General features: G+C 70.3%; 24 protein-coding genes. 18 read left to right on the top strand and 6 right to left on the bottom strand.

Annotation, left to right across the window (positions count from 1 at the left end; all coding sequences use genetic code 11):
• The first annotated feature begins 92 nt into the window (after positions 1 to 92).
• From DGO_RS12035 to DGO_RS12010, 6 genes are all read left to right on the top strand, one after another.
• Positions 93 to 650 carry a precorrin-2 dehydrogenase/sirohydrochlorin ferrochelatase family protein gene (locus DGO_RS12035; RefSeq protein WP_226991363.1) on the top strand — a complete coding sequence of 186 codons (558 nt, stop codon included), beginning with the start codon at positions 93 to 95 and terminating at the stop codon, positions 648 to 650.
• Positions 647 to 1,759 carry a glutamyl-tRNA reductase gene (gene hemA / locus DGO_RS12030; protein ID WP_014685797.1) on the top strand — a complete coding sequence of 371 codons (1,113 nt, stop codon included), beginning with the start codon at positions 647 to 649 and terminating at the stop codon, positions 1,757 to 1,759. Before DGO_RS12035 ends, hemA begins: the two co-directional genes overlap by 4 nt.
• A gap of 96 nt (positions 1,760 to 1,855) precedes the next feature.
• Positions 1,856 to 2,728 carry a CAF17-like 4Fe-4S cluster assembly/insertion protein YgfZ gene (gene ygfZ / locus DGO_RS12025; RefSeq protein WP_014685796.1) on the top strand — a complete coding sequence of 291 codons (873 nt, stop codon included), beginning with the start codon at positions 1,856 to 1,858 and terminating at the stop codon, positions 2,726 to 2,728.
• Positions 2,721 to 3,191, top strand: coding sequence for a hypothetical protein (locus DGO_RS12020; RefSeq protein WP_014685795.1), 471 nt, complete (start codon positions 2,721 to 2,723; stop codon positions 3,189 to 3,191). The genes ygfZ and DGO_RS12020 overlap by 8 nt, the downstream gene beginning before the upstream one ends.
• Positions 3,192 to 3,203: 12 nt before the next feature.
• Positions 3,204 to 3,542, top strand: coding sequence for a DUF3006 domain-containing protein (locus DGO_RS12015; RefSeq protein WP_043802253.1), 339 nt, complete (start codon positions 3,204 to 3,206; stop codon positions 3,540 to 3,542).
• The gene (locus tag DGO_RS12010) at positions 3,539 to 4,666 is read left to right on the top strand and encodes a ComEC/Rec2 family competence protein (RefSeq protein WP_226991362.1); all 1,128 of its coding nucleotides are present in this window, start codon (positions 3,539 to 3,541) and stop codon (positions 4,664 to 4,666) included. The genes DGO_RS12015 and DGO_RS12010 overlap by 4 nt, the downstream gene beginning before the upstream one ends.
• 39 nt (positions 4,667 to 4,705) lie before the next feature.
• Here DGO_RS12010 and DGO_RS12005 read toward each other — a convergent pair whose 3' ends face one another.
• Entirely contained in the window at positions 4,706 to 5,725 is a 1,020-nt protein-coding gene (locus DGO_RS12005; protein ID WP_014685792.1) for a D-alanine--D-alanine ligase family protein, read from the bottom strand.
• Between the two features lie 238 nt (positions 5,726 to 5,963).
• Here DGO_RS12005 and DGO_RS12000 point away from each other — a divergent pair, with 238 nt between their 5' ends.
• The 11 genes from DGO_RS12000 to DGO_RS11950 all read left to right on the top strand — a co-directional run bounded on the left by DGO_RS12000 (position 5,964) and on the right by DGO_RS11950 (position 16,752).
• On the top strand, positions 5,964 to 7,691 hold the full coding sequence (locus tag DGO_RS12000) for an ABC transporter substrate-binding protein (protein ID WP_014685791.1): 1,728 nt from the start codon (positions 5,964 to 5,966) through the stop codon (positions 7,689 to 7,691).
• Between the two features lie 164 nt (positions 7,692 to 7,855).
• Positions 7,856 to 8,878 carry an ABC transporter permease gene (locus tag DGO_RS11995; protein ID WP_014685790.1) on the top strand — a complete coding sequence of 341 codons (1,023 nt, stop codon included), beginning with the start codon at positions 7,856 to 7,858 and terminating at the stop codon, positions 8,876 to 8,878.
• A gap of 34 nt (positions 8,879 to 8,912) precedes the next feature.
• Positions 8,913 to 9,938 (top strand): ABC transporter permease, encoded by a 1,026-nt coding sequence (locus DGO_RS11990; RefSeq protein WP_014685789.1) that lies wholly within the window; start codon positions 8,913 to 8,915, stop codon positions 9,936 to 9,938.
• Positions 9,939 to 10,060: 122 nt separating this feature from the next.
• The gene (mqnE, locus tag DGO_RS11985; protein ID WP_014685788.1) at positions 10,061 to 11,206 is read left to right on the top strand and encodes an aminofutalosine synthase MqnE; all 1,146 of its coding nucleotides are present in this window, start codon (positions 10,061 to 10,063) and stop codon (positions 11,204 to 11,206) included.
• A gap of 77 nt (positions 11,207 to 11,283) precedes the next feature.
• Positions 11,284 to 11,544 (top strand): nuclear transport factor 2 family protein, encoded by a 261-nt coding sequence (locus DGO_RS11980; RefSeq protein WP_014685787.1) that lies wholly within the window; start codon positions 11,284 to 11,286, stop codon positions 11,542 to 11,544.
• Between the two features lie 64 nt (positions 11,545 to 11,608).
• A complete protein-coding gene (locus DGO_RS11975) occupies positions 11,609 to 12,505 on the top strand; it encodes a menaquinone biosynthetic enzyme MqnA/MqnD family protein (RefSeq protein ID WP_043803781.1) in 897 nt (298 codons plus the stop codon).
• 145 nt (positions 12,506 to 12,650) lie between these two features.
• Positions 12,651 to 14,210, top strand: coding sequence for a lysine--tRNA ligase (gene lysS, locus DGO_RS11970; RefSeq protein WP_014685785.1), 1,560 nt, complete (start codon positions 12,651 to 12,653; stop codon positions 14,208 to 14,210).
• 68 nt (positions 14,211 to 14,278) lie between these two features.
• Positions 14,279 to 15,454 (top strand): calcium/proton exchanger, encoded by a 1,176-nt coding sequence (gene cax, locus DGO_RS11965; protein ID WP_014685784.1) that lies wholly within the window; start codon positions 14,279 to 14,281, stop codon positions 15,452 to 15,454.
• Between the two features lie 73 nt (positions 15,455 to 15,527).
• Positions 15,528 to 15,830: a PadR family transcriptional regulator gene (locus DGO_RS11960; protein WP_014685783.1), complete on the top strand. Its 303-nt coding sequence runs from the start codon at positions 15,528 to 15,530 to the stop codon at positions 15,828 to 15,830.
• The gene (locus DGO_RS11955) at positions 15,827 to 16,384 is read left to right on the top strand and encodes a hypothetical protein (RefSeq protein ID WP_043802245.1); all 558 of its coding nucleotides are present in this window, start codon (positions 15,827 to 15,829) and stop codon (positions 16,382 to 16,384) included. The genes DGO_RS11960 and DGO_RS11955 overlap by 4 nt, the downstream gene beginning before the upstream one ends.
• A complete protein-coding gene (locus DGO_RS11950) occupies positions 16,381 to 16,752 on the top strand; it encodes a hypothetical protein (RefSeq protein WP_043802242.1) in 372 nt (123 codons plus the stop codon). The genes DGO_RS11955 and DGO_RS11950 overlap by 4 nt, the downstream gene beginning before the upstream one ends.
• 4 nt (positions 16,753 to 16,756) lie before the next feature.
• On the opposite strand, the gene DGO_RS11945 is transcribed toward DGO_RS11950, so the two are convergent.
• From DGO_RS11945 to DGO_RS11935, 4 genes are all read right to left on the bottom strand, one after another.
• Positions 16,757 to 17,626 carry an L-serine ammonia-lyase, iron-sulfur-dependent, subunit alpha gene (locus tag DGO_RS11945; RefSeq protein ID WP_014685782.1) on the bottom strand — a complete coding sequence of 290 codons (870 nt, stop codon included), beginning with the start codon at positions 17,624 to 17,626 and terminating at the stop codon, positions 16,757 to 16,759.
• 447 nt (positions 17,627 to 18,073) lie between these two features.
• Positions 18,074 to 18,739 carry an L-serine ammonia-lyase, iron-sulfur-dependent subunit beta gene (gene sdaAB / locus DGO_RS11940; RefSeq protein WP_014685781.1) on the bottom strand — a complete coding sequence of 222 codons (666 nt, stop codon included), beginning with the start codon at positions 18,737 to 18,739 and terminating at the stop codon, positions 18,074 to 18,076.
• A gap of 111 nt (positions 18,740 to 18,850) precedes the next feature.
• On the bottom strand, positions 18,851 to 19,024 hold the full coding sequence (locus tag DGO_RS23850; RefSeq protein ID WP_085961075.1) for a hypothetical protein: 174 nt from the start codon (positions 19,022 to 19,024) through the stop codon (positions 18,851 to 18,853).
• Complete coding sequence (locus DGO_RS11935; RefSeq protein WP_083847282.1) at positions 19,021 to 20,352, bottom strand: lycopene cyclase family protein; 1,332 nt, start codon at positions 20,350 to 20,352, stop codon at positions 19,021 to 19,023. The genes DGO_RS23850 and DGO_RS11935 overlap by 4 nt, the downstream gene beginning before the upstream one ends.
• Positions 20,353 to 20,500: 148 nt before the next feature.
• Between DGO_RS11935 and DGO_RS11930 the strand changes: the two genes are divergently transcribed.
• On the top strand, positions 20,501 to 21,418 hold the full coding sequence (locus DGO_RS11930; protein WP_043802239.1) for an alpha/beta hydrolase: 918 nt from the start codon (positions 20,501 to 20,503) through the stop codon (positions 21,416 to 21,418).
• On the opposite strand, the gene recO is transcribed toward DGO_RS11930, so the two are convergent.
• Entirely contained in the window at positions 21,415 to 22,152 is a 738-nt protein-coding gene (recO, locus tag DGO_RS11925; RefSeq protein ID WP_014685777.1) for a DNA repair protein RecO, read from the bottom strand. The two genes, DGO_RS11930 and recO, sit on opposite strands and share 4 nt — an antisense overlap.
• Positions 22,153 to 22,171 lie beyond the last annotated feature (19 nt).

The following is a 22,171-nucleotide window of genomic DNA, read 5'->3' as shown; positions in this document are numbered from 1 at the left end:
GCTGCATGCCGGCAGAAAAATCCCGTCCCACACCACTTTCTGACCGTTCGGTCGGGGACGCCCGCCCCGGCCCGCAGGGGTATGCTACGCGGGTGAGTCTGGCGGCCTTCTTAGATCTGCGGGGTGAAGCGGCCCTGATCGTCGGTGGCGGCGCGGTGGCGCTGCGCCGCGCGGCCACCCTGCTGGCGGCGGGCCTGGACGTGCGGGTGGTGGCTCCGGCCATCCTGCCCGAGCTGGCCGCGTTGCCGGTGCGTGCCGAGCGCCGGCCCTACGCCCCGGCCGACCTGTCGGGCGCGCGCCTGGTCGTGGCCGCGACCGACGACGCCGCGCTGAACGACGCCGTGGCCGAGCAGGCCCGCGCCGCCGGCGTGCTGGTCAACCATGCGGGCGAGGCCGGGCGCGGCACCCTGCGCTTTCCGGCCGTGGCCGAGCGTGCGGGCGTGCAGGTGGCCGTCTCGACCGGCCGCGAGCTGCCCATGCTGGCGCGTGCCCTGCGTGAAAGTGTGCAGGCGCGGCTGCCGGACGAGGCGGAACTGAGGGACTGGACCGCGCGCCGCGAAGCCGCCCTGACCCTGGCCGTCACCGAGCGCGCGGCGGCCCTGAGGGCGCTCGACGCCGACATCCGCCGCGCCGTCGGGGGGGCCGCATGACGCTCGCCTGCCCGACCGCGCGCAGCTTCCTGCGCCAGACCGAGTTGCCGCAGCCCGCGCCGCTGGACTTCGCGGTGGTGGGCCTCAACCACCAGACCGCGCCCGTCGAGATCCGCGAACGGGCCGCCGTGCGCGCGGGCGAGGAAGGCGCGCTGCTCTCGCACCTCGCGCGCCACGCCCGCGAGGTCATGCTGCTGGCGACCTGCAACCGGACCGAGGTGTACCTCGCCGGCATCGAGGGCGACCCGCGCGCCGCCTTCGAGGGGGCCTGGGGCCACGACCTGGGCGACCACCTGTACGTGTACCGGGGCGAGGACGCCGTACGCCACCTGTACCGCGTGGCTGCGGGCCTCGACAGCCTCGTCATCGGGGAAACCCAGATCCAGGGGCAGGTCAAGCGGGCGTGGCAGGCGGCCAGCGGGCGCGGCCTGAGCGGCACGCTGCTGAACAAGGTGGCCCAGGGCGCTCTGGCGGCCGGCAAGCGCGTGCGTTTCGAGACCGGCATGAGCGACAAGGTGGTCAGCGTGTCGAGCGCCGCCGTGGAGCTGGCGCAGGCCGCGCTGGGCAGCCTCGCGGGCCGCACCGCCCTGGTCCTGGGCGCGGGCGAGACGGCCGAGCTGACCCTGACGCACCTCAAGGCCGCCGGGGTGGACGACGTGATCGTCGTGAACCGCACCGAGGCCCGCGCCCGGCAGCTGGCCGACAAGCTGGGCGGCCGGGTCTGCGCCGCCGAGCTGCTGCACGAGGCGCTGCCCGAAGCCGACGTGGTCATCGCGTCGAGCGCCGCGCCCCACTACGTGCTGGGGGCCGAGGGGGTCTGGAAGGCGCTCCAGGGCCGTCCCGAGCGCCCGATGTTCCTCATCGACATCAGCGTGCCGCGCATCCTGAATCCCGACATCGCGGACGTGCCGGGCGCGTACCTGCACAACCTCGACGACCTCACGGCGGTCGTGAGCCGCAACCTCCAGAGCCGCCGCGACGCCCTGCCGCACGCCGAGGCGATCATCCGCGAGGCCGCCGCCGACCTGAGCCGCTGGCACCTGACCCGCGAGGCCCAGCGTGCCCGCCGCCCGCGCCCCGAAGCGGCCCTGGCCCTGGCGAGCGACTGAGTCGGGACGCCGGAAAAATCCTGCAGGCGCCCGGGGACCCTGGGCCCGCGCGCCTGCGTCACACACGGACGGAGGCGCTTGCCTTAGCCTGCGGACATGTGGACCCGCATTCCTTCCAGCAGCCTGCGCGTGACCGGCCCCGACCGGGTGGACTTCGTGCAGGGCCAGATGACCGGCGACCTGCGCGGCGCGCCCACGCCGGGGCTGGTCGCCGCCTGCTTCCTGAACGTGCGCGGCCAGATCGAGCACTTCGCGCGGGCGTATCGCCGCGCGGACGACGTGTACCTGCACCTCGACGAGGGCCAGGCTCCGGCGCTCGCCGCCCGGCTGCGCCGCTACATCATCTTCGATCAGGTGGAGGTTGCCGATCTCTCGGAGACGCTGGCGACCGTACATGTGTGGGACGCGTCGGCGCTGAGCGGCTGGCAGCCGGACGGCCCGGAGGCCCAGACCTTCGACCTCGGTGGGGGTACGGTCCTCGCGGGCCGCGTGAACCGCACCGGCACGCCCGGCGTGGACCTGCATTACCTCGCACGGCACGCGGACGCCGTGCTGGCCGAGCTGGGCGGGGAGCGCCCGCTGGCCGACCTGGACGCGGCCCGCATCGCCGCCGGAATTCCCGACGTGGCCCGCGACGGTTTCACGGGCACGCTGCTTCAGGAGATCGGGCTGGACCTCGGGGGGCCTCTGCCTGCCATCAGCTACCGCAAGGGCTGCTACGTGGGTCAGGAGATCATGGCTCGGCTGGAGGCGCGCGGCAACGCCCGCTACCACCTCGCGGCGCTCGTGGGCGAGGGCCTGCCCGAGCGGGCCGAGGTCACGGCCGGAGGCAAGGTGGCCGGGCAGGCGGGCCTGAACGCGGGCGGCGCGAGCCTCGCGCGGCTGCGCAAGGAACTCGCGGACGGCGCGGCCGTGGAGGTCGGCGGCGTGAGCGCCCGGGTCCGGCTCTTGGCCCCGGCCCGTGCCTGAGGGCGCCGGAACAGGCCTCTGGGCCGCCTTCGCCCGCGACCTGCGCGCCGGCCCGGCGGGCCTGGACCGCGCGGCGCGCCGGGCCTTTCACCTCGCGCTGCTGGCCCTGGCCGCGCCGGGGCTGCCGCTGGGCGCGCTGTACCTCCTGAGCGGCCCCGCACCCTTTCCGGCCGCGGCGGCGTGGGGCCTGGGGGGGCTGGGACTGGCGTTCGGGCTGGTGGCGCTGCGGCTCGCACGCCGCGCGGCGCGGGACGTGCAGGCCGGCCCCCCCGGCCGCGCGCTGCTCGCGGCGGCGATGCAGGCGGCGAGCGCCCCGGCCGTCGCCTTCCTGCTGGGCTGCGCCGCCCTGAACCAACCGCTGGCCTGGGGGCTGTGCTGGGGGGTGTCGGCAGCGCTGTACGGCCTGGCGCGCGCTCAGCTGCCCGCCTACGCCCGCGCCGCCGGGCGGGACCGGACGCCGTAGTACGCTGAGAGCATGAGCAGTGAGCCCCATTTGCCTGAAGGCCTGCCCCGGCCGGAGTCGGCCGACCTCTGGACGGTGGACGGCCTGGAAGAGACGCCGCAGGGCCGCGCCGCCCGTCTGGAGCTGCCGGACGGGCAGACGGTCGTGGTGACGCTGGGCAGCCTGCCCGAGGGGGTGCGCGCAGGCGACCTGCTGGCCGTGAGCGGTGGCCCCGACGGCCTGCACGCCCGCCGCCTGCCGGAGGCGACCCAGGCGCGCCGGGAGGAGGCGCAGCGCCGCCTCGACGCCCTGAATACCCAGAACGCCCTGACGGCCCAGAACGGTGACGACGCCGGAGAGATCACGCTGTGAGCGGCGACCCCACCAAGCCGGCGGCAAAGGCGCGCCGGAAGAAGGCCCACGTGTCTGCGGAGGCGTCCGGTACACCCGGCGACCGTCCTGCCCGCCAGCGCAGCCCCCGTGCCGCCGCGAAGGGGCAGGGCAGGGAAGGGGCGGCCTCTTCGCGCCCGGCGGCGCGCCGCCCCGCAGGCCCAGGCCGCCGGCCGGCCACGCCGCCCGCCCCGCGTGGCCCGCTGCACCGCCGCCTGACCCGCCCCACGCCCTCCGACCTGCTGGCCCTGCTCGTGCTGGGCCTCACGGCCGCGCTGGGGGCCTGCGCCGGGCACCGTGACGGCAACGGAAACGCGGGGGGGGGCGGGGGGGGCACGCTGCCTGCCGGGCAGGTCACGGTGCGCTTTCTGGATGTGGGGCAGGGCGACGCCGTGCTGGTCCGCAGCCCCGAGGGCAAGACCATGCTCGTGGACGGCGGACGCAGTACCACGCGCATGAAGGAACTGTTGCAGACCTACGGTGTGAGCAAGGTGGACCTGATGGTCGCCACCCACGCCGACTCGGACCACATCACCGGGCTGATCACGGCGGCGCAGGAGGCCAACCCCACCCTCTTCGTCAACAACGGGCTGGCCGGCACCACCAAGACCTGGGAGCGGCTGGTCGCGGCCCTGCGCGCCGACGGCACCACCTTCCAGAAGGCGAGCAACCAGATCGTGAACCTGGGCAGCGTCAGGGTGCATGTCCTGGCGCCGCCCGCCGGTATGGGCGACGATCAGAACGACAACAGCGTGGGCGTGCGCCTGGAGTTCGGCCGCTTCGGGGCCCTGATGACCGGCGACAGCGAGACGCCCGAAACGCGCGCCTGGCTGGCCGAGGACCGCCCCGAGGCGCGGGGCCCCGTTCAGGTCTACAAGAGCATCCACCACGGCGCGGCCAACGGCGACAACCAGGCGTGGCTGGACGCGGTGAAGCCCGAGACCGTGACCATCAGCGTCGGGCCGAACAACTACGGCCACCCCACCCGCGCGGCGCTGGACCTCTATGCCAAGAACGGCGTCAAGGTGTACCGCACCGACGAGCAGGGCACGGTGACCTTCACCGGCAGCGCCGACGGCAGCTACAAGGTGACGACCGAGAAGTGAGGGCCGGGGCGGAGGGGTGGTCCTCCTCCCCGGGGCCGCCTACCGCCGTTCGAGGGCCAGTTCGACCAGCCGCGTGACCAGTTCGCTGTAGCTCAGCCCCGCCGCCCCGAACAGTTTGGGATACATGGAAGTGGTCGTAAAGCCGGGCATGGTGTTCACCTCGTTCAGGAACAGCTCGCCGGTTTCCTCGACATAGAAGAAGTCCACGCGCGCCAGGCCCGCGCAGTCCAGGGCCAGGAAGGCCTGGAGCGCCAGCTCGCGCACGCGGGCGGCCACCTCGGCGGGCAGCGGCGCAGGAATATGCATGGTCGCCTGACCCTCGGTGTACTTGGTGGCGTAGTCGTAGAACTCGGCCGCGAAGCTCAGTTCGCCTACCGGGCTGGCGATGGGGGCGTCGTTGCCCAGGATGCCCACCTCGACCTCGCGGGGCTTGTGGGCGGTCATGGCCTCCAGGATCACGCGGCGGTCGAGCGAGAAGGCCAGCGTCAGGGCCGCGTCCAGCTCATCCGGACCATGCACCTTGCTGATGCCCACGCTGGACCCCAGGTTGGCCGGCTTGACGAACAGCGGGAAGCCCAGGTCGTGGGCGCGCGCCCGGACCGCGTCGGGGTTCTGCGCCCACTCGCGGCGCACGGCCAGCCGCCACGCCACCTGCGGAATCCCGGCCGAGGCGAGCACCTGCTTGGTCATGACCTTGTCCATGCTGGCGGCCGAGCCCAGCACGCCGCTGCCGACGAAGGGAATGCCCGCCAGCGTCAGGAGGCCCTGGATGGTGCCGTCCTCGCCCATCGGGCCGTGCAGCAGCGGAAACACGGCGTCGTAGCCCTCGGCGCTCGCGGCGCGGTGCAGTACGAGGTCGCCGCCCGGTGCCGACACGCCGGTCTCCAGGGCGCGCACGGTATCGGTGGGGGGCAGCCAGCGGCCCTGCTTGCTGATCACCACGGGCGTCACGTCGAACTGGTCGCGCGGCAGGGCGGCGAGCACACTGCGCGCACTCATGAGACTGACCTCGTGTTCGCCGGACTGACCGCCCGCCAGCAGCAGGATTCTCTTCTTCACGCGGGGCAGTATGCCGCGCCGCGCCGCGCCTTGTCGCCTGGGCCGGCGGCGCGGCGCAGGGGAGCCGACGCGTGCAGAATCTACTTTTTAGCGTATACATCGGCATGAGGACTTATTCATGAATAGGTCAATTGACATACGCTATGATCACGCCGTTGATACCCCGAACAGACCAGCTCCCACCTCGAAACGCCGCGTTCTAGGCGGAACCTGCGCTGTTCACCCCCCCAGGAGGCCTATGAAGAAAATTGCCCTGATCAGCACCCTGCTCCTCGCCGGTTCCGCGTTCGCCGCTTCGCCGGCCGACACCCTGGTCATCCAGCAGAGCGCCGACGTGCCCACCCTCGACCCCGGCGTGACCTACGACACGGCGTCCGGCACGCTGGTCCAGAACATGTACGAAACGCTGCTGACCTACAGCGGCGCGAGCCTGACCAAGCTCGAGCCGCTGCTGGCGACCAAGTGGACCGTCAGCAACGGCGGCAAGACCTACACCTTCGACCTGCGCAAGAACGTCAAGTTCCACAACGGCGACACCATGAGCTGCGCCGACGCCGAGTACACCTTCCGCCGCAACATCGTGACCAACAGCGGCGAGTCGGGCAACTGGTTCATCAGCGAGTCGCTGCTGGGCACCCAGAGCAACGCCAACGACGACAAGAGCGTCACCTGGGCCAAGATCAGCGCCGCCGTCAAGTGCAACGCCGCCGGCCAGCTCGTGTTCACGCTGCCCAAGGTTGACCCCGCGTTCCTGGCCAAGCTGGCCTACACCGGCCAGAGCATCGTGGACAAGAAGTACAACGCCAGCATCGGCGAGTGGGACGGCACCGAAGCCACCTGGAAGACCTGGGTCGGCAAGGACCTGACCGGCAGCAACCTGAGCCAGAAGCCCAACGGCACCGGCGCCTACAAGCTCGTGCGCAAGGACGCGAACAACTACCTGTTCACGGCTTTCGACGGCTACTGGGGCAAGAAGCCCAGCATCAAGAACGTCATCCAGCAGAAGGTGCCCGAACTGGCGGCCCGCCAGCAGGCCTTCTTGCGCGGCGACGCCGACATCGTCGAAGGTGCGGGCCGCGCCGGCGACGAAACCCAGATCAAAGGCAAGCCCGGCGTGACCTGGGTGGATGACCTGCCCAACACCACGGCGACGGCCATCTTCATGAACCAGAACATCAAGTCGACCAACCTGCTGGGCAGCGGCAAGCTGGACGGCCAGGGTGTCCCGGCCAACTTCTTCAGCGACGTGAACGTCCGGCGCGCCTTCTCGTACGCCTTCAACTACGCGCAGTACATCGCCGACGTGCAGAAGGGCAAGGGCGTCCAGCGCACCATGCTGCTGCCCGACTCCTTCCCCGGCTACGACTCGAAGACCAAGACCTACAAGTACGACGCCAACCAGGCCAAGGCCTACTTCCAGCGCGCGTGGGGCGGCAACGTCTGGAAGAACGGCTTCGTGCTGACCGCGAACTACCGCGCGGGCAGCGTGGCTTCGCAGACGGCCATGGAAATCCTCAAGAAGAACGTCGAAGCGCTGAACCCCAAGTTCCGCGTGAACATCCAGGCCAAGCAGTGGAGCGAAATGCTCGCCTCGTCCAAGCGCGGCGAGGAAGCCATGGTGCTGCTGAGCTGGGCGCCCGACTACGCCGACCCGGACAACTTCATCTCGACCTTCTACGCCTCGGACGGCTTCTACAGCCCCCGCAGCAACTTCAAGGACGCGCAGATCGACAAGTGGAACGACCAGGCCCGCGCGACCGTGAACACCACGCAGCGCAACCGCCTGTACAGCCTGATCGCGAACCGCGCCTATGAGCAGGCCCCGTACATCCTGGTGCCCGCGCCCGTTGGCTACACCTTCCAGAGCAGCCGTCTCTCGGGCGAAGGTCTGACCAAGGCGACCTACAACCCCATGCTCAACTCCTCGACCGGTTCGCTCGACTGGAAGAACCTGACCAAGAAGTAAGCTCCAACAGTCCCGAAGTCCCGCCAGAGCGGGCGGGGTGGCCCCGGTGGCTGCCCCCCCGCTTGCGCGTTGCGGGGTGCAGGACGGTGCCGGCCAGCCTGACTGTCGGCTGACCGGGACAGTCCGGAAACCTGGCGCGGCGCGTATCTTATGCTGAGGCACGTATGCTCAATTTCATTCTGAGACGACTGATCCAGGCCCCCCTGGTGATGCTCGTCCTGTCCGTGCTGGTGATCGGCCTGACCCAGCTGCTGACGCCGGAACAGCGCGCCGCGCCGTATATCCGTAGCGACCAGCAGGCCGCGCGTCTGGAACAGATCATCGAGGAACGCGGCCTGCGCGATCCTTTCCCGGTGCAGTACGCCAACTGGTTCGGCAGCACCATCCGGGGCGACCTGGGCTTTTCCAAGGCCAGCGGCAAGGACGTGACCGCCACCATCGCCGAGCGCCTGCCCAATACCCTGGAGCTGAGCCTGGTCACGGTGATTCCCATCATCCTGCTCGCCGTGTGGCTGGGGACGGTCAGCGCCCTGCACAAGGACAAGTTCATCGACCAGTTCGTGCGCGTGCTGGTGGTGCTGGGCTACAGCCTGCCGACCTTCGTGCTCGGGATCCTGCTGCTGGCCGTGTTCTACGCCTATCTGGGCTGGCTGCCGGGCGCGGGTCAGCTCGACATCCTCAACCAGTTCTCGGTGGGCAGCCTGCGCCGGTACACGGGTCTGCTGTCTATCGACGCCATGCTCAACGGGCGCTGGGACATCGCCTGGGACGTGCTGCGGCACATGTTCCTGCCTGCGGTGACGCTGGTGATCGTCCTGAGCGCCACGCTGCTCAAGGTCATGCGCAACAGCATGCTCGAAGTGCTGACCAGCGACTATGTCCGCACGGCCCGCGCCAAGGGTCTGGCCGAGCGCACCGTCAACAACAAGCACGCGCGGCGCAACGCCCTGCTGCCCATCGTCACCCTGAGCGGCTCGCTGATCATCGGCCTGCTGGGCGGGTCGGTCATCACCGAGACCATCTTCGCGTATCCCGGTATCGGGCAGTGGTTCGTGCAGTCGGCCGTGCAGCTCGACATCGCGGGTGTGCTGGGCTTCACGCTGCTCTCGGCCCTGATCGTGGTCGTGATGAACCTGATCGTGGACATCCTGTACGGCGTGATCGACCCCCGCGTGAGGTTCGACTGATGCGCGCCGTCTTTTTCCTGAACGGAGGTGCCGCATGACGACCGTTTCCAGTCCGGTCACCCCGCCCAAGCGCAGCCGCTGGCAGAATTTCTGGCAGAGCCCTGGCGTGCGCAAGCTGCGCCGGAATCCTCTGGCCGTGAGCGGATTCGTCATCACGATTCTGTTCTTCCTGATCGCGGTCTTCGCGCCCCTGATCGCCAAGCCCACCGGCAACTGCCTGCGTGACCTGAACATGACCACGCAAAACCAGATCTACAACCCGCTGGGCAGCGCCTTCTGGCGGGGGATCTTCGCGCCGCCGCAGAGCTGCTACCGCATGGAGCGCCTGAGCTTCTCGCAGGAACCCGCGCCGCCCAACTCGGTGCCCGGGGCCTTCGCACCCTTCGGGACCGTGAACGGCTACAACATCTTCTACGGCCTGATCTGGGGCACGCGCACCGCGCTGAAGATGTCCTTCATCATCGTGGGCATCACGCTCGCAGTGGGCATCCTGATCGGCGCGATCAGCGGCTATTACGGCGGCTGGGTGGACAACCTCATCCAGCGCTTCATCGACGTGCTGTACGCCATGCCGGGGCTGGTGCTCACGGTGGTCATCCTGACCATCCTGCGCGCGAAAAACCCCGGCGGTGACCCGACCTTCCCGATCATCGTGGCGTACTGCATCGCCGGCTGGGCCACGTACGCCAAGGTGCTGCGCGGGGACGTGCTCAAGGTGCGCCAGCTCGAATACGTGGACGCGGCCCGCAGCCTCGGCTCGCGCGACCTGCCGCTGATCCTGCGTCACATCATCCCCAACAGCCTGACCACCGTGTTCACCGTCGCGGTGCTGGACCTCGCCACCATTCCGCTGGGCATCGCCGCCCTGAGCTTCCTGGGGCTGGGCTTCGAGCCGGGCTTTTCCGAGTGGGGCCAGCTCGTGGACTTCTCGCGTGCGTGGCTCAAGCCCGAGTACTGGTACGTGCTGATGTTCCCGGCCATGTTCATCGTGCTGTTCAGCCTCGCCTTCAACCTCTTCGGCGACGGTCTGCGCGACGCGCTGGACCCGCGCACGAGATAAAACTCGGCGCACCAGAAGCGGAACAGGGAAGGGGGGCCGGGGGCGAACGCTCGCGGCCCCCCTTCCCCTGTTCTGCGCCCTCACCACAAACCCTTCTCCGGCCCAGGCGTATGCTCTGCTCTATGAAGTGGCTTCGCGACCAGAGTCTCGCGCCCATCGTCCGCAAGGTCGAGGCGGGGGAGCGGCTGACCTTCGACGAGGGAATGCAGCTGTTCCATACCCACGACCTCAACGCGCTGATGCGGCTGGCGAACATGCGGAAGGAGGCGCTGCACGGCGACAAGGTGTTCTTCGTGCACTCGATGCGCCTGGAATTCACCAACATCTGTTACGTGGGCTGCACCTTCTGCGCCTTCGCCGCGCACAAGGGCGAGGAACGCGCCTGGGACTACAGCCCCGAAGAGGTGGCCGCGCAGGTCCGCAAGCGCTACCTGCCGGGCATCACCGAGCTGCACATGAGCAGCGGGCACCACCCCAACCACAAGTGGGAGTACTACCCGGCGATGGTGCGCGAGCTGCGCGAGGCCTTCCCCGACCTTCAGGTCAAGGCGTTCACGGCGGCCGAGATCGAGCACCTGAGCCGGATTTCCAAGAAACCCACGCTGGAGGTGCTGCGCGAGCTTCAGGACGCGGGCCTCTCGGCCATGCCGGGCGGCGGCGCCGAGATCTTCGCCGACCGGGTGCGCAAGCAGGTCGCCAAGAACAAGGTGAAGGCCGAGAAGTGGCTCCAGATCCACAGCGAGGCCCACAGCCTGGGCATGCGCACGAACGCCACCATGCTCTACGGTCACATCGAGACGCTCGAAGAACGCCTCGACCATATGGACCGTCTGCGCACCCTGCAGGACGACAGCATGAGCCGCTACGGCGGCGGGTTCCATGCCTTCATTCCGCTGGCCTTCCAGCCGCTGGGCAACACGCTGGCGCAGAACCTCGGCAAGACCGATTTCACGACCGGCCTCGACGACCTGCGCAACCTCGCGGTGGCGCGCATCTATCTCGACAATTTCCCGCACATCAAGGGCTACTGGGTCATGATCGGTTCGGAGCTGACGCAGGTGAGCCTCGACTGGGGCGTGTCGGACATCGACGGCACGATTCAGGAGGAGCACATCGCGCACGCGGCGGGGGCCACCAGCCCCATGAAGCTCAGCGAGGCGGGCATGATCCGCATGATCCAGCACGCCGGGCGCACGCCGGTGCTGCGTGACGCCTACTACAACGAGCTGGAGACCTTCCCGCGCCCGGACGCCGAGGCCGCCGACTGAGCGGCCCCGACCTCGACGCGCTGCTCGCCGCCGACGACGCCTGGAACGCCGCCTACCACCGCCGCGACCCGGCACTGATGGCGCGCGTGCTGGCCGACGACTGGGTGGGCTTCGCGCCCGACGGCCGCATGGTCGCCAAGAGCGACGTGATTGCCTCTATGCCCCACAACCCGCCGGTGGCCCTGGCCTTCGAGCGTCACGCCTCGCGCGTGTACGGGGAGGCGGGGGTCACGCGCGGCACGCTGTACGTGAATGGCGAGCGTTTCCAGAGCTTCACGCGCCTGTATGCCCGGCGCGGCGGCGTGTGGCAGGGCGTGGCCGTGCAGGTGGTGCCCTGAGAGCAGTCCGGTATCTAAATGCGGCGGTGATCCAGTGTGGGGGCGGCGGGCCTATCATCACGCCGTGTCCGAAGTCGCCGGAACTGCCGAAACCCCGACCTACCGCGCCGGGTGGATCCACTACACCAACGTCGCGCCGATTCTCGACCCGCTGACGCTGCCGCCGGGAGTCACGGCCATTACAGGGGTGCCCACCCAGATGAACGCCGCGCTGCTGGCCGGCAAGGTGGACATCGCCAACATCAGTGCGGTCGAGTTCATCCACCACGCCGACGTGTTGCAGGCCCTGCCCGATTTCAGCGTGGCGGTGCTGGGGCCGGTGTATTCGGTGAACCTGTTCCATACCCGCCCGCTGGAGGACCTGCGCCGCGTGGCCCTGACCGCCCAGTCGGCCATGAGCGTGGCGCTGCTGGAGGTATTGCTGCGCGAGCGCGGCCTCTCGCCCGTGCTGGAGCGCGCCGAGGGGCCGGCCCAGGAGCTGCTCGCGGCCGGATACGACGGCGTACTGCGCATCGGCAACAATGCGCTCCAGGAGTGGTACGGCGTGGTCGGGCCGCTGACCCCGGAGACCACCATGACCACGCTGCCGCACACCGGCCGGGGCCAGGGCGGCACGGACATCACCGTGACCGACCTGGCCGAGGAGTGGTTTCGCCTCACCGGCCACCCCTTCACCTTCGCCGTGTGGGCCTACCGCAAGGACAACCCGCCGCCCGCCGCGCTGGTGCAGGCCATGCGGGAGGCGCGGCGCGAGGGAATCGGCCACCTCGCCCGCGTGTCGGCGCACCACGCCGAGCTGCTGGGCCTGCCCGAGCGGGTGGTGCAGCATTACCTCTGGAACTTCCGGTATCACCTGGAGGCCCCCGACCGCCTGGGCCTGCACGAATTCGCGGACAAGGCCGTGCCCGACCACGCGCCGCTGACCTTCGGGCCGAGGCCAGGAGAGGAAGGCGGGAAGTAGGCAGTGGGAAGTGGTCTGTCCCTGAAGTGGATTTGCTCCGGATCCTGAGTATCTGAGGGAGATCAGGCCTTCGTTTCCTCTTCTCTCTGCATGCCACAGGCCACAGGCCACGCGCCTTCTTCCCAGCGCCCTTATACTGGCCTTTATGTCCGATGCTCCCCCCACCCCGCGCCGCGAGGGCCTGCACGAGCAGACCGTCAGCCGCCTGAACAACTTGGACGCGCAGGTCGCCGCCGGGTTCGAGGCCCACCCCTACAGCTACCCCCGCACCCACCACGCCCGCGACGTGCTGGCGGCCCACCCGGCACCCGCAGCCGGAGAAGACGGCGAGCCGGGCAAGCTGGAGGCGGGGCAGGAGTGGCCCGAAGAGGTCTACGTTCTGGCGGGTCGCGTCACCCTGATGCGCCACATGGGCAAGGCCGCCTTCGCGGACCTGAGCGACGAGTTCGGGCACCTCCAGCTGCACTTTTCCAAACAGGACACCGAGAACTTCGACGCGACCAAGAAGATCGACCTCGGGGACATCGTGGGCGTGCGCGGCTTTCCCTTCGTGACGCGCACCGGCCAGCTCACCCTGCGCGTGACCTCGTGGCAGCCGCTCGTCAAGAGCCTGCACCCCCTGCCCAGCAAGTTCCACGGCCTCCAGGACGAGGAGCTGCGTGCCCGCCGCCGCTACCTCGACCTGATGATCAACCCCGAGAGCCGCGAGGTGTACCGCACGCGCTCGCGCATGATCCGCTTCATCCGCAATTTCCTCGACCGGCAGGACTTCATGGAGGTCGAGGGGCCGACCCTCCAGACCGTGCCCGGCGGCACCGAGGCCAAGCCCTTCCAGACCTTCCACAACGCGCTCTCGCACGAGTTCTCGCTGCGCATCAGCCTGGAGCTGTACCTCAAGCGGCTGCTGGTCGGCGGTTTCGAGAAGGTCTACGAGATCGGCCGCAACTACCGCAACGAGGGCATCGACCGCACCCACAACCCCGAGTTCACCATGCTGGAGGCGTATTTCGCCTACGGCGACTACGAGGACATGATGCGGCTGGTCGAACAGCTGCTGCACGACCTCGTGGTCGAGCTCAAGGGTGAGCCCAAACTCACCTACCAGGGCAAGGAGATCAGTTTCGAACTGCCCTTCAGGCGGCTGGATTTCGTGACGGCGCTCAAAGAACAGGCGGGCATGGACTTCGACCCGCTCGACCTGCCCAGGCTGCGCGCCTGGAGCGACGAGCGCCACCCCGAGCACCGCAAGACGCCCGACTACAAGCTGCTCGACAAGCTGGGCGGCGAGTACGTCGAGCCGCTGCTCCAGAACCCCACCTTCCTGACCGACATGCCGCTGGTCATCAGCCCGCTCGTCAAGGCGCACCGCAGCCGCGAGGGGCTGGCCGAGCGCGCCGACCTGTACGTGGCGGGTTTCGAGCTGGCCCCCATCTACTCCGAGCTGAACGACGCCCTGGACCAGCGCGCCCGCTTCGAGGCCCAGACCTCGCGCCGCGACGCCGGCGACGACGAGGCGCACCAGCAGGACGAGGACTTCCTGCTGGCCCTGGAGTACGGCATGCCCCCGACCGCCGGCATGGGCATGGGCATGGACCGCCTCGCCATGCTGCTCACCGACCGCGACTCGATCCGCGACGTGCTGCTGTTCCCGCTGCTGCGCCCCGAGGCTGTGGGCGGCGAGGCGGCCCCCGAAACGCAGGACTAAGGATTGACCAAGGGCGGGCCGGCGGGTGTCGCCGGCCCGCCCTTGTGATGAGGCTTACACTTGCCGGCATGTGGATGAACCTCCTCCTGCTGTTCATTCCAGTCAGTCTGCTGCTGGAATACGCGGTCAAGGCCCCGCCCCTGTGGGTCTTCTTCACGGCGACGGTCGCCATCATCCCGCTGGCCGACTGGCTGCGCCGCGCCACCGAGCAGGTCGCCGAGCGCGCCGGGCAGACGGTCGGCGGGCTGCTGAACGTCACCTTCGGCAACCTCGCCGAACTCATCATCGCCATCTTCGTGCTGCTGTCGGGCAACGTGGCGGTCGTCAAGGCGCAGATTACCGGCAGCATCATCGGCAATGCGCTGCTGGGGCTGGGGCTGGCCATCCTCATCGGCAGCTTCGGTCGCAGTCGCCAGAAATTTAGCGGGGCGAACGCCGGGCAGCTCAACTCCATGCTGTTCCTGGCCGTCATCGCGCTGCTCATCCCGGCCTTCTTCGACTACACCGAGCGGTTGCCGGGCTTTCTGGCGGGCACCGAGGCGATCCGCAACAACCTCGACGAGTACCTGAGCCTGGGCGTGGCGGTCGTGCTGATCGCCGTGTACGCGCTGAATCTGGTCTACACCCTCGTGACCCACAAGGACGTGTTCGCCGCCAGCGACGAGCAGGAAGGGGCCGACGGCGTGGGACACGGCGAGGGCGGCGCGCTGTGGCCGGTCTGGAAGGCGGCGGCGGTCCTCGTGGGCGCGACCGCCCTCATCGCCCTGGAATCGGAGATGCTTTCGGGTGCACTGGAGGCGACGAGCAGCACGCTGGGCCTCAGTCCCTTCTTTCTGGGCATCATCGTGCTGGCGGTCGTGGGCAACTTCGCCGAGTACATCGCGGGCAGCTACTTCGCGCGCCAGGGCAAGATCGGGCTGGCGATCAACATCGCGGTGGGGGCGACCATCCAGGTGGCGCTGTTCACGGCCCCGCTGCTCGTCATCATCTCGTACTTCATCGGGCGGCCCATGAATCTGGTGTTCGGCAGCCCGCTCGAACTCGTCGCCATCGTGGCGGTCGCCCTCATCGTGACCACCGTGACCAAGGACGGCGAGGCGACATGGTTCGAGGGCGTGCTGCTCATCGCCGTGTACCTGCTGCTGGCGCTGTCGTTCTTCTTCGTCACGCCCCGGGGAGAGGAGAGTGCGCCAGCCGCCACGCTGAGGCCGGAGCCGGTAGGGATTCTGGCACCGCAGGTTTGACCCAGGTGGGCCGCTCTGAAGCTGGAGCGGCCCACCTCTTGACCTGAAAGTCTATATAGGTAGAGTATGTGATATGCCCCGACTTCCGAACACCAGTCCGCCGACCCGCGCCGTGCTGGCGACGCTGCTGGCAACCCGGCCCCAGCCCACCTACGGTTATGACCTGAGCCGCGCGACTGGCCTGAAGAGCGGCACGCTCTACCCGATCCTGCAACGGCTCCACGAGCAGGGTTTCTTGAAGGCCGAGTGGGAGAGTGCGCCTCCCGGTGGCCGTCCCCCCCGTCACCTCTATACCCTGACCGACGAAGGAGTGCGACTGGCGCAGGAACGCCTGAATTCCAGCCCCCTGACCGGCCTGAAAGGAGCGCTGCCATGACCCCGGACTGGAAGACAGCGATGGAACGTGAGGCCGATAGCGTGGACGACCCGGTCTGGGCCGCGCAGACGCGCCGCGCCGCCGCCTGGGAGCCGGTGCGCGGGTTGCCGGCCGACATGGTGCTTTCTGTGGTGGGGGTTCTGATGCCCGGCATCGTGTTCTGGTGGGCCTGGATCGTTCTGGTCAACTGTTCGTTGCATCTGCGTCCGACACCTGTTGGCTGTTGGTTGAATGACAGTCCGCAGGCCCTGGACGCGGTGCTAGCCCTGAGTTTGCTGATCGCATCGTTCGCGCTGGGGTTGGCAGGCGTGAGGCGGCGGGTAGGGGTCGCGGTATTCGCTCTGCTGCCGGTCGGCGTGCTGGCAGTGGCAGGTGCAGTCGAGCTTCTGGGCTGGCAACCCGGAATCGTCCTGGATGACGGTCAGCCCTTGCGTCTGGCCAGGTTCATTGGGCTCAACACCTCTGTCCTCCAGGCTTCCGGTGGGACCGTCCTGGCATTCCTAGGCCTGGGCCTGGGCCGCTGGCTGCGTGCGCGGTGGGGGGAACGGGCATGACCGACCCGGACTGGGGCCGCGCCATGGAGAACGAGGCCGCCCATGTGCAGCCCCACGACCCGGACTGGGCCTGGAGAACCGGGCGGACGCGGACGCTCGCCGCGATATGGGCCCTGTGGCCCGGCGTGCTGGCCTTCGGGCTAGGGCTGCGGCTCGTGGAGGGAACTGGGCAGTTGGGTCTTGCGGCCCTGCTCGGCGCGGCTCTGGGTGCGTGCGGTATGCGCCCGTTATGGGTGGGCGTGGCTGCGGGCCTGGGAACCTTGTTGTCGGGGACAGGGTGGCCGCTCGGTGGCGTTCTGGTCGTGCTCGCCTGCTCAGCAGCAGGAACCGCAACTTCGGCGCGGGGCGTGTTCACCCCACGTACCTGATTCCTCACGCCATCGGCAGCTCGACCATTCCGCTGGGGCCTTCCGGCTCGCGGCCCTCCATGCGGGCGGTCACGGCCAGCCCGGTCGGGGTCTGGGCCAGCCCACCCTCGGCGGTTTCGCGCAGCGCGGCGGGCATCATGCGGCCCACCGAGGCCATCGCGCCCAGCACCTCGTCGGGCGGAATGAAGCTCTCCAGCTGCGCCAGGGCGAGCTGCGCCGCACTCACCGCGTGCACGGCGTAAAAGGCGTTGCGGCTCACGCAGGGCACTTCCACATACCCGCCCACCGGGTCGCACACCAGCCCGATGGTGTTCATCAGGGCCATGCTCGCGGCCTGCACGGCGGCGCGCGGGGTGCCGCCCAGCAGCTCGACCACGGCGGCGGCGGCCATCGCGGCGCTCGACCCGATCTCGGCCTGGCAGCCCCCCGCCGCGCCCGAGATGAACATGCGCTTGCTGATGGCCTTGCCCACGCCCGCCGCCAGGATCATGGGGTCTACCAGCCGCTCGTCCCCGAGGCCCAGGTGGTCGGCCACCCCGATCAGCGCGCCCGGAATCGTGCCCGCGCTGCCGGCGGTCGGCGCGGCGACGATGCGGCCCATGCGGGCGTTCTCCTCGTTCACGGCCATCGCGTAGGCCTGTACCCGCCGGATCAGGGGGGCGTTCAGCACGTCGGGCGCCTCCCACAGGCCCTGGGCGTTCCAGCCGACCATGCCCGTGATGCTCGGGGCGCGGCTCGCCAGCCCCCGCGCGATGCTCGCGCGCATCTCGCCGATGCGGCGCAGCATCTCGGCGCGGATGTCCGCCGGGTCCAGGCCCGTCTCGGCGCAGTCGCGCTCCAGCACCCAGGCCGAGGCAGGGGCGGGGGCGTTCATCAGGGCTTCGAGCGTGAGGTCGGACGGGGTCAAGGTGGGGCTCCTCCTGGGGAACGGACGGTGCGGGGCGTGGACCGACCTTCCGGACGCGGCGCCGACCGCTGAACGGCACGGACAGTGCGGTATGGGCTCCCAGTGTAGGCTGCCGACGTGAGGTGCCTAGACGAGTGGCGTCCCGATGTCCGGGAGGTGGGGACGGATGGGGGAGAGGGTGCTTCGCCAGCAGCCCAACGCCCAGACGACGCGGCGTCTACCTCTCGCCTGAACGCCGAAAGGGCCCGGCAGCGCCCCGTCTCAGGCGGAAGTCCGTCGTCAGGTCACCGGCGGCTGTTGTGCGAAAAGCTGGAGCTGCGGCGACAGGAACCCGGAGGGGCCAAGCAGAGCGGGCGCCATTCATCGGCGCCCGCTCGAACAGAAGCTCACGGCAACAGTGGAGTGGAGGCCGCCCTAGCCGTCCATCAGCTTGGGCAGCAGCCGGACCCAGTTGGTGTCCTTCCAGGCGGTGAAGAAGGCCAGCGCCTCGGGTGAGAGGGGCGCGTCGAGTTCGATGGCGAGCAGGGCCTGACCGCCCCGGTTCTCGCGGGTGCAGGTCAGGGCGGCGATATTCACGCCGTCGGCCGCGACCGTGCTGGCGACGCGGGCGATCATGCCGACCGCGTCCTGGTAGCGCAGCAAGACGGTGGGGCTGGCCGCGCTGAAGTTCACGCCCAGGCCCTGCACCTGCGTCACCAGGATCACGCCGCCGCCCGTGCTGCTGCCCTGCACCGTGACCTTCTGCGTCTCGCCGCGCAACTCGATGTGCGCGGTGTTGGGATGCACGTCGCCTAGGTCCACGTCGCGGAACTCGACGTTCAGCCCGGCACGCTCGGCTTCGGCGAAAGCCCGGGGCAGCCGGGGGTCGTCGGGCGAGTAGCCCAGCAGCCCCGCCACCAGCGCGAGATGGGTGCCGTGCCCCCGACCCGTCTTGGCGAAGGAAGCGTGTAGGCCGATGGTGGCGGCCTTCGGGGCTTCGCCCAGCAGCCAGTGTGCGACCAGCCCGAGCCGGCACGCGCCCGCCGTGTGGCTGCTGCTCGGGCCGATCATCACGGGACCGATCATGTCGAGAAGGGACATGCGGGCAGTATAGGAGTCGCCGGATGGGAGGCAACCCTTCCGGGCCCGGAGCTGTACCCAGAACGTCGGCAAGTGTGCCTGCGAGTGTGGCCGGGGCCGTTCCGGTTCGCGCTACTTCTGCTCGCCGCTCAGCTCCGCGAGATTCTCCTGCACTTCCTGGAGCTTCTCCTCGCGCACGGCCGGGTCGGGGTTCAGGCCACTGGCGTCCTCGTTGCCGTCGGCCCCCTGCATGGCGCTCTCGATGACTTCGTGGTTGTCCACGTCGCTGCTCTCACCTTTGGTCATGACCCAGGTTCGCGCCCGGCCACCCCGGCAGGATGGGAGGACGGCGAGGCGACCTTTAGGGACGCGGGTGCGGGCGCTGCGGGTTCGGGCGACACAGGCCGGGCCGCGGCCCGCAGCGCCCGGCCGCTGGCCCCCGGCTCGCCCAGGGCGGCGCGGGCCAGCGGCAGCCGTACGCTGCCCGGCGCCGCGGCGAACAGGCGCAGCATGGTGCGGGCCAGCGCCCCCGCGCCGGTGTGCGGGTCCAGAAAGGCCTGCCACTGTGCGGGCGGCAGCGCGAAAAAGGACCGGAAGAATTCGGGCAGGGCGGCGGGCGGCAGGGTCAGCAGGGCGCGCACGCCGAGCAGTTGTACCTCGCGCGCGGCCCGCCGCTCGCCGGGCCAAAGCGCCGCCCAGCCGGCCGCCGCCGCGTCCTCGCCCCGCGCCAGCGCCCCGGCCACGGCGGCGGCCACCCCAGGGGCCTCGCGCAGCGCCCCCGACACCTGAAAGCCGCTGACCGGGTGGACCCCGCCCGCCGCCGACCCGAAGGCCAGCACCCCGCCGGGGTCCGGCGCAGCGGCGTTCATGGGAAAACTCACCCATTCCTCGCTCTCGATCTCGCCGGGCGGCGTGCCCTGGGCCTCCAGGCGGGCATGCAGGCGGGCCGCCAGCGCGGCGCGGGTCAGGCCGGGCCGGGCGATCAGGCTGGTTTCCTCGACGAAGTACCGGTCGCCTCCGAGGTGCATGGCGTACAGGAAGGTGGCCTCGCCGCGCGTGGGCGCGGGCGTGCGGTAGTCCATCCAGACCATGCTGCCGGGCGCTGCGGGAGGCCGCCGGAAGCGGGCCACGACGCCGTAGGCCGTCTGGAAGGCCGCGCCGCCGGGAAAGCGGGTGGGGCGCAGCAGCCCGCCGTGTCCGCTGGCATCCACGACCAGCCGCGCCCGCCAGGTTTCGCCGTCCGCCCCGGTGACGGCCCAGGTTTCGCCGCGCCGCGCCGCGCCCGTGACCCGGCCGCGTGTCCAGGTCAGGCCGGACCCGGCCCGCCGGCACAGCTGGCCCAGCAGCTCGGCGTTGTCCAGCAGGGCGTAGGGCCGCAGCAGGGGGGTGGGGGCCGCAGCGGGGTCACGCCCGGTGTACACGCGCACGTCGCTCCAGACCTGGGCGGCGCAGGCCTGGGCCCAGGCGGGCAGGTCGGCCTGCCACGCGCCGTAGGTCGCCGGGAAGGGCCGGGGGGCGTGGGGGGCCACCACGCGCACGCTCAGGTTCCGGCGGGCCAGCTCGGCGGCCAGGGCCAGCCCGGCGGGGCCGCCGCCGACCACCAGGGCGTCTGTCGTGGGGGCGGGGGCGCTCATGGCCCGCAAGGTAGCGCGCGTCCGGCGCGGGCAACCGCACGCCGGGCCACAGGCCTGTATGGCGCGCGCCCCGAGCGTCAAGCCTGCCTCAAGGTCAAGTGTCGCGCAGGGTGCCTTTGGCGGGTGCAGGCGGCTCTAGCCTGCGGGTATGGCTCCGTCGTCCGTTTCCCGCCCGCGCCGCGCCGCGCCGGGCCGCCTGCTCGCGCTGGGGCTGGGCGCACTCGCCGCCGCGGCCCTGCTGGCCTCGTGTTCCGGCGCCCGTCTGGAGAGCGCCGCCCTTGGTCTCGTCAACTCGACCAACAGTCCGCGGGGTCTGAAGGTCGTCCGGGATCAGCCCTATGGTCCCGACCCGCGCAACCGGCTCGACGTGTACGCGCCCCCGAGTGCCCGCAACGTCCCCACCGTGCTGTTCGTCCACGGCGGCTCGTGGCAGGGAGGCGACAAGGCGGACTACCAGTTCGTGGGCGAGAGTCTGGCCCGCGCCGGGTACGTGACCGGTGTCATGAGCTACCGGCTCGCGCCGCAGAACCGCTACCCGACCTACGTACAGGACGTGGCGGCGGCCCTGAAGTGGTTGCGGGACAACGCCCAGGTGTACGGCGGCCGCCCCGACGACCTGTTCGTGACCGGGCATTCGGCCGGGGCCTTCAACGCGGTCGAGGCGGTGGACAATGCCCGCTGGCTGGCCGAGGCCGGCGTGCCGGTGTCGGCGGTGCGCGGCGTGATCGGGATCGCCGGCCCGTATTCCTACGACTTCCGCGAGTTCCCGAGCCGCGTGGCCTTCCCGGAGGGGGCTACCCCGGACGAGGTCATGCCCGACCGTCACGTGCGCCCCGACGCGCCGCCGCACCTGCTGTTGGTGGCCGCCAACGACACGACCGTCTACCCCCAGAATGCCCTCAACATGGAAGCGGCGCTCAGGAAGGCGGGCATTCCGGTCACGCGGACCGTCCTGCCTGGCCTGAACCACGTCACCATCATCGGAGCGGCGGCGCGCAACCTGACCTTCCTGGGGGCGACGCGCGAGCAGATGATCGCCTTCATCGAGGCGCGCCGGCTGCGTTAGGCCGACGCGGCGACGCCCTCGGCCGGTACGAGCTGCCGCCAGCTCTGCACGCCGCCCACCTGCACCGTCACGAACCGTTCGAGCGCCCGCCACAGTGCGGGCCGCTGGTCGGGGGGTACGGGCCGGTCCATGCTGACGCGCACGCTGCGGCGCACCGCCTGGCGCAGGAAATCCAGGGCCTCGGGGGGATAGGGGGGCAGCGCCGCGCAGGTGCCGCACAGCAGTTGCCCGCCCAGCGGGTCCGGGTGTGCGGGGTGATCCTCGCCGCAGCGGGCGCAGCGCGCGGTCTGCGGGACGATGCCCGCCAGCCCCAGCAGTTTGTAGCTCATGACCAGCGCGACCCATTCGGGGTCCGGCTGGAAGGCCACGCCGCGCAGCGCCCCCGCGAAGAGGTCGAAGGCCTGCTCGCTGAACTCGCCCTCCTGAAAGAGCGCGTCGGCGAACTCGGCCATCAGGTGTGCGAAGGCGTAGCGCTCGGGCTCGGCCAGGCGGGGCAGGGCACCTTCGAGTACCGCCTGCTTGACGGTGGCGAGGTCCGACTGCGGCGTCTGGTAGACCTGCACGCCCACATGGTGAAAGAGATTCAGGCGGCTGGAGAGCGGCCCGCGGACCCCGCCGCGCGCGATGGCCTTGAGCTTGCCCTGAGGGGTCAGCAGCGTGACGATGATGTCCCCGGCCGGCAGCACCCGGCGGCGGATGACCACGCCGCTCCGGTTGGCGGTGCGCGACCTCATCGGCGGGCCGGACGGCGGG

It is taken from the genome of Deinococcus gobiensis I-0 (assembly GCF_000252445.1).
Classification (GTDB): domain Bacteria; phylum Deinococcota; class Deinococci; order Deinococcales; family Deinococcaceae; genus Deinococcus; species Deinococcus gobiensis.
The sequence above is the reverse complement of the archived record's forward strand: the minus strand, read 5'-3'. Positions and strand labels throughout refer to the sequence as shown.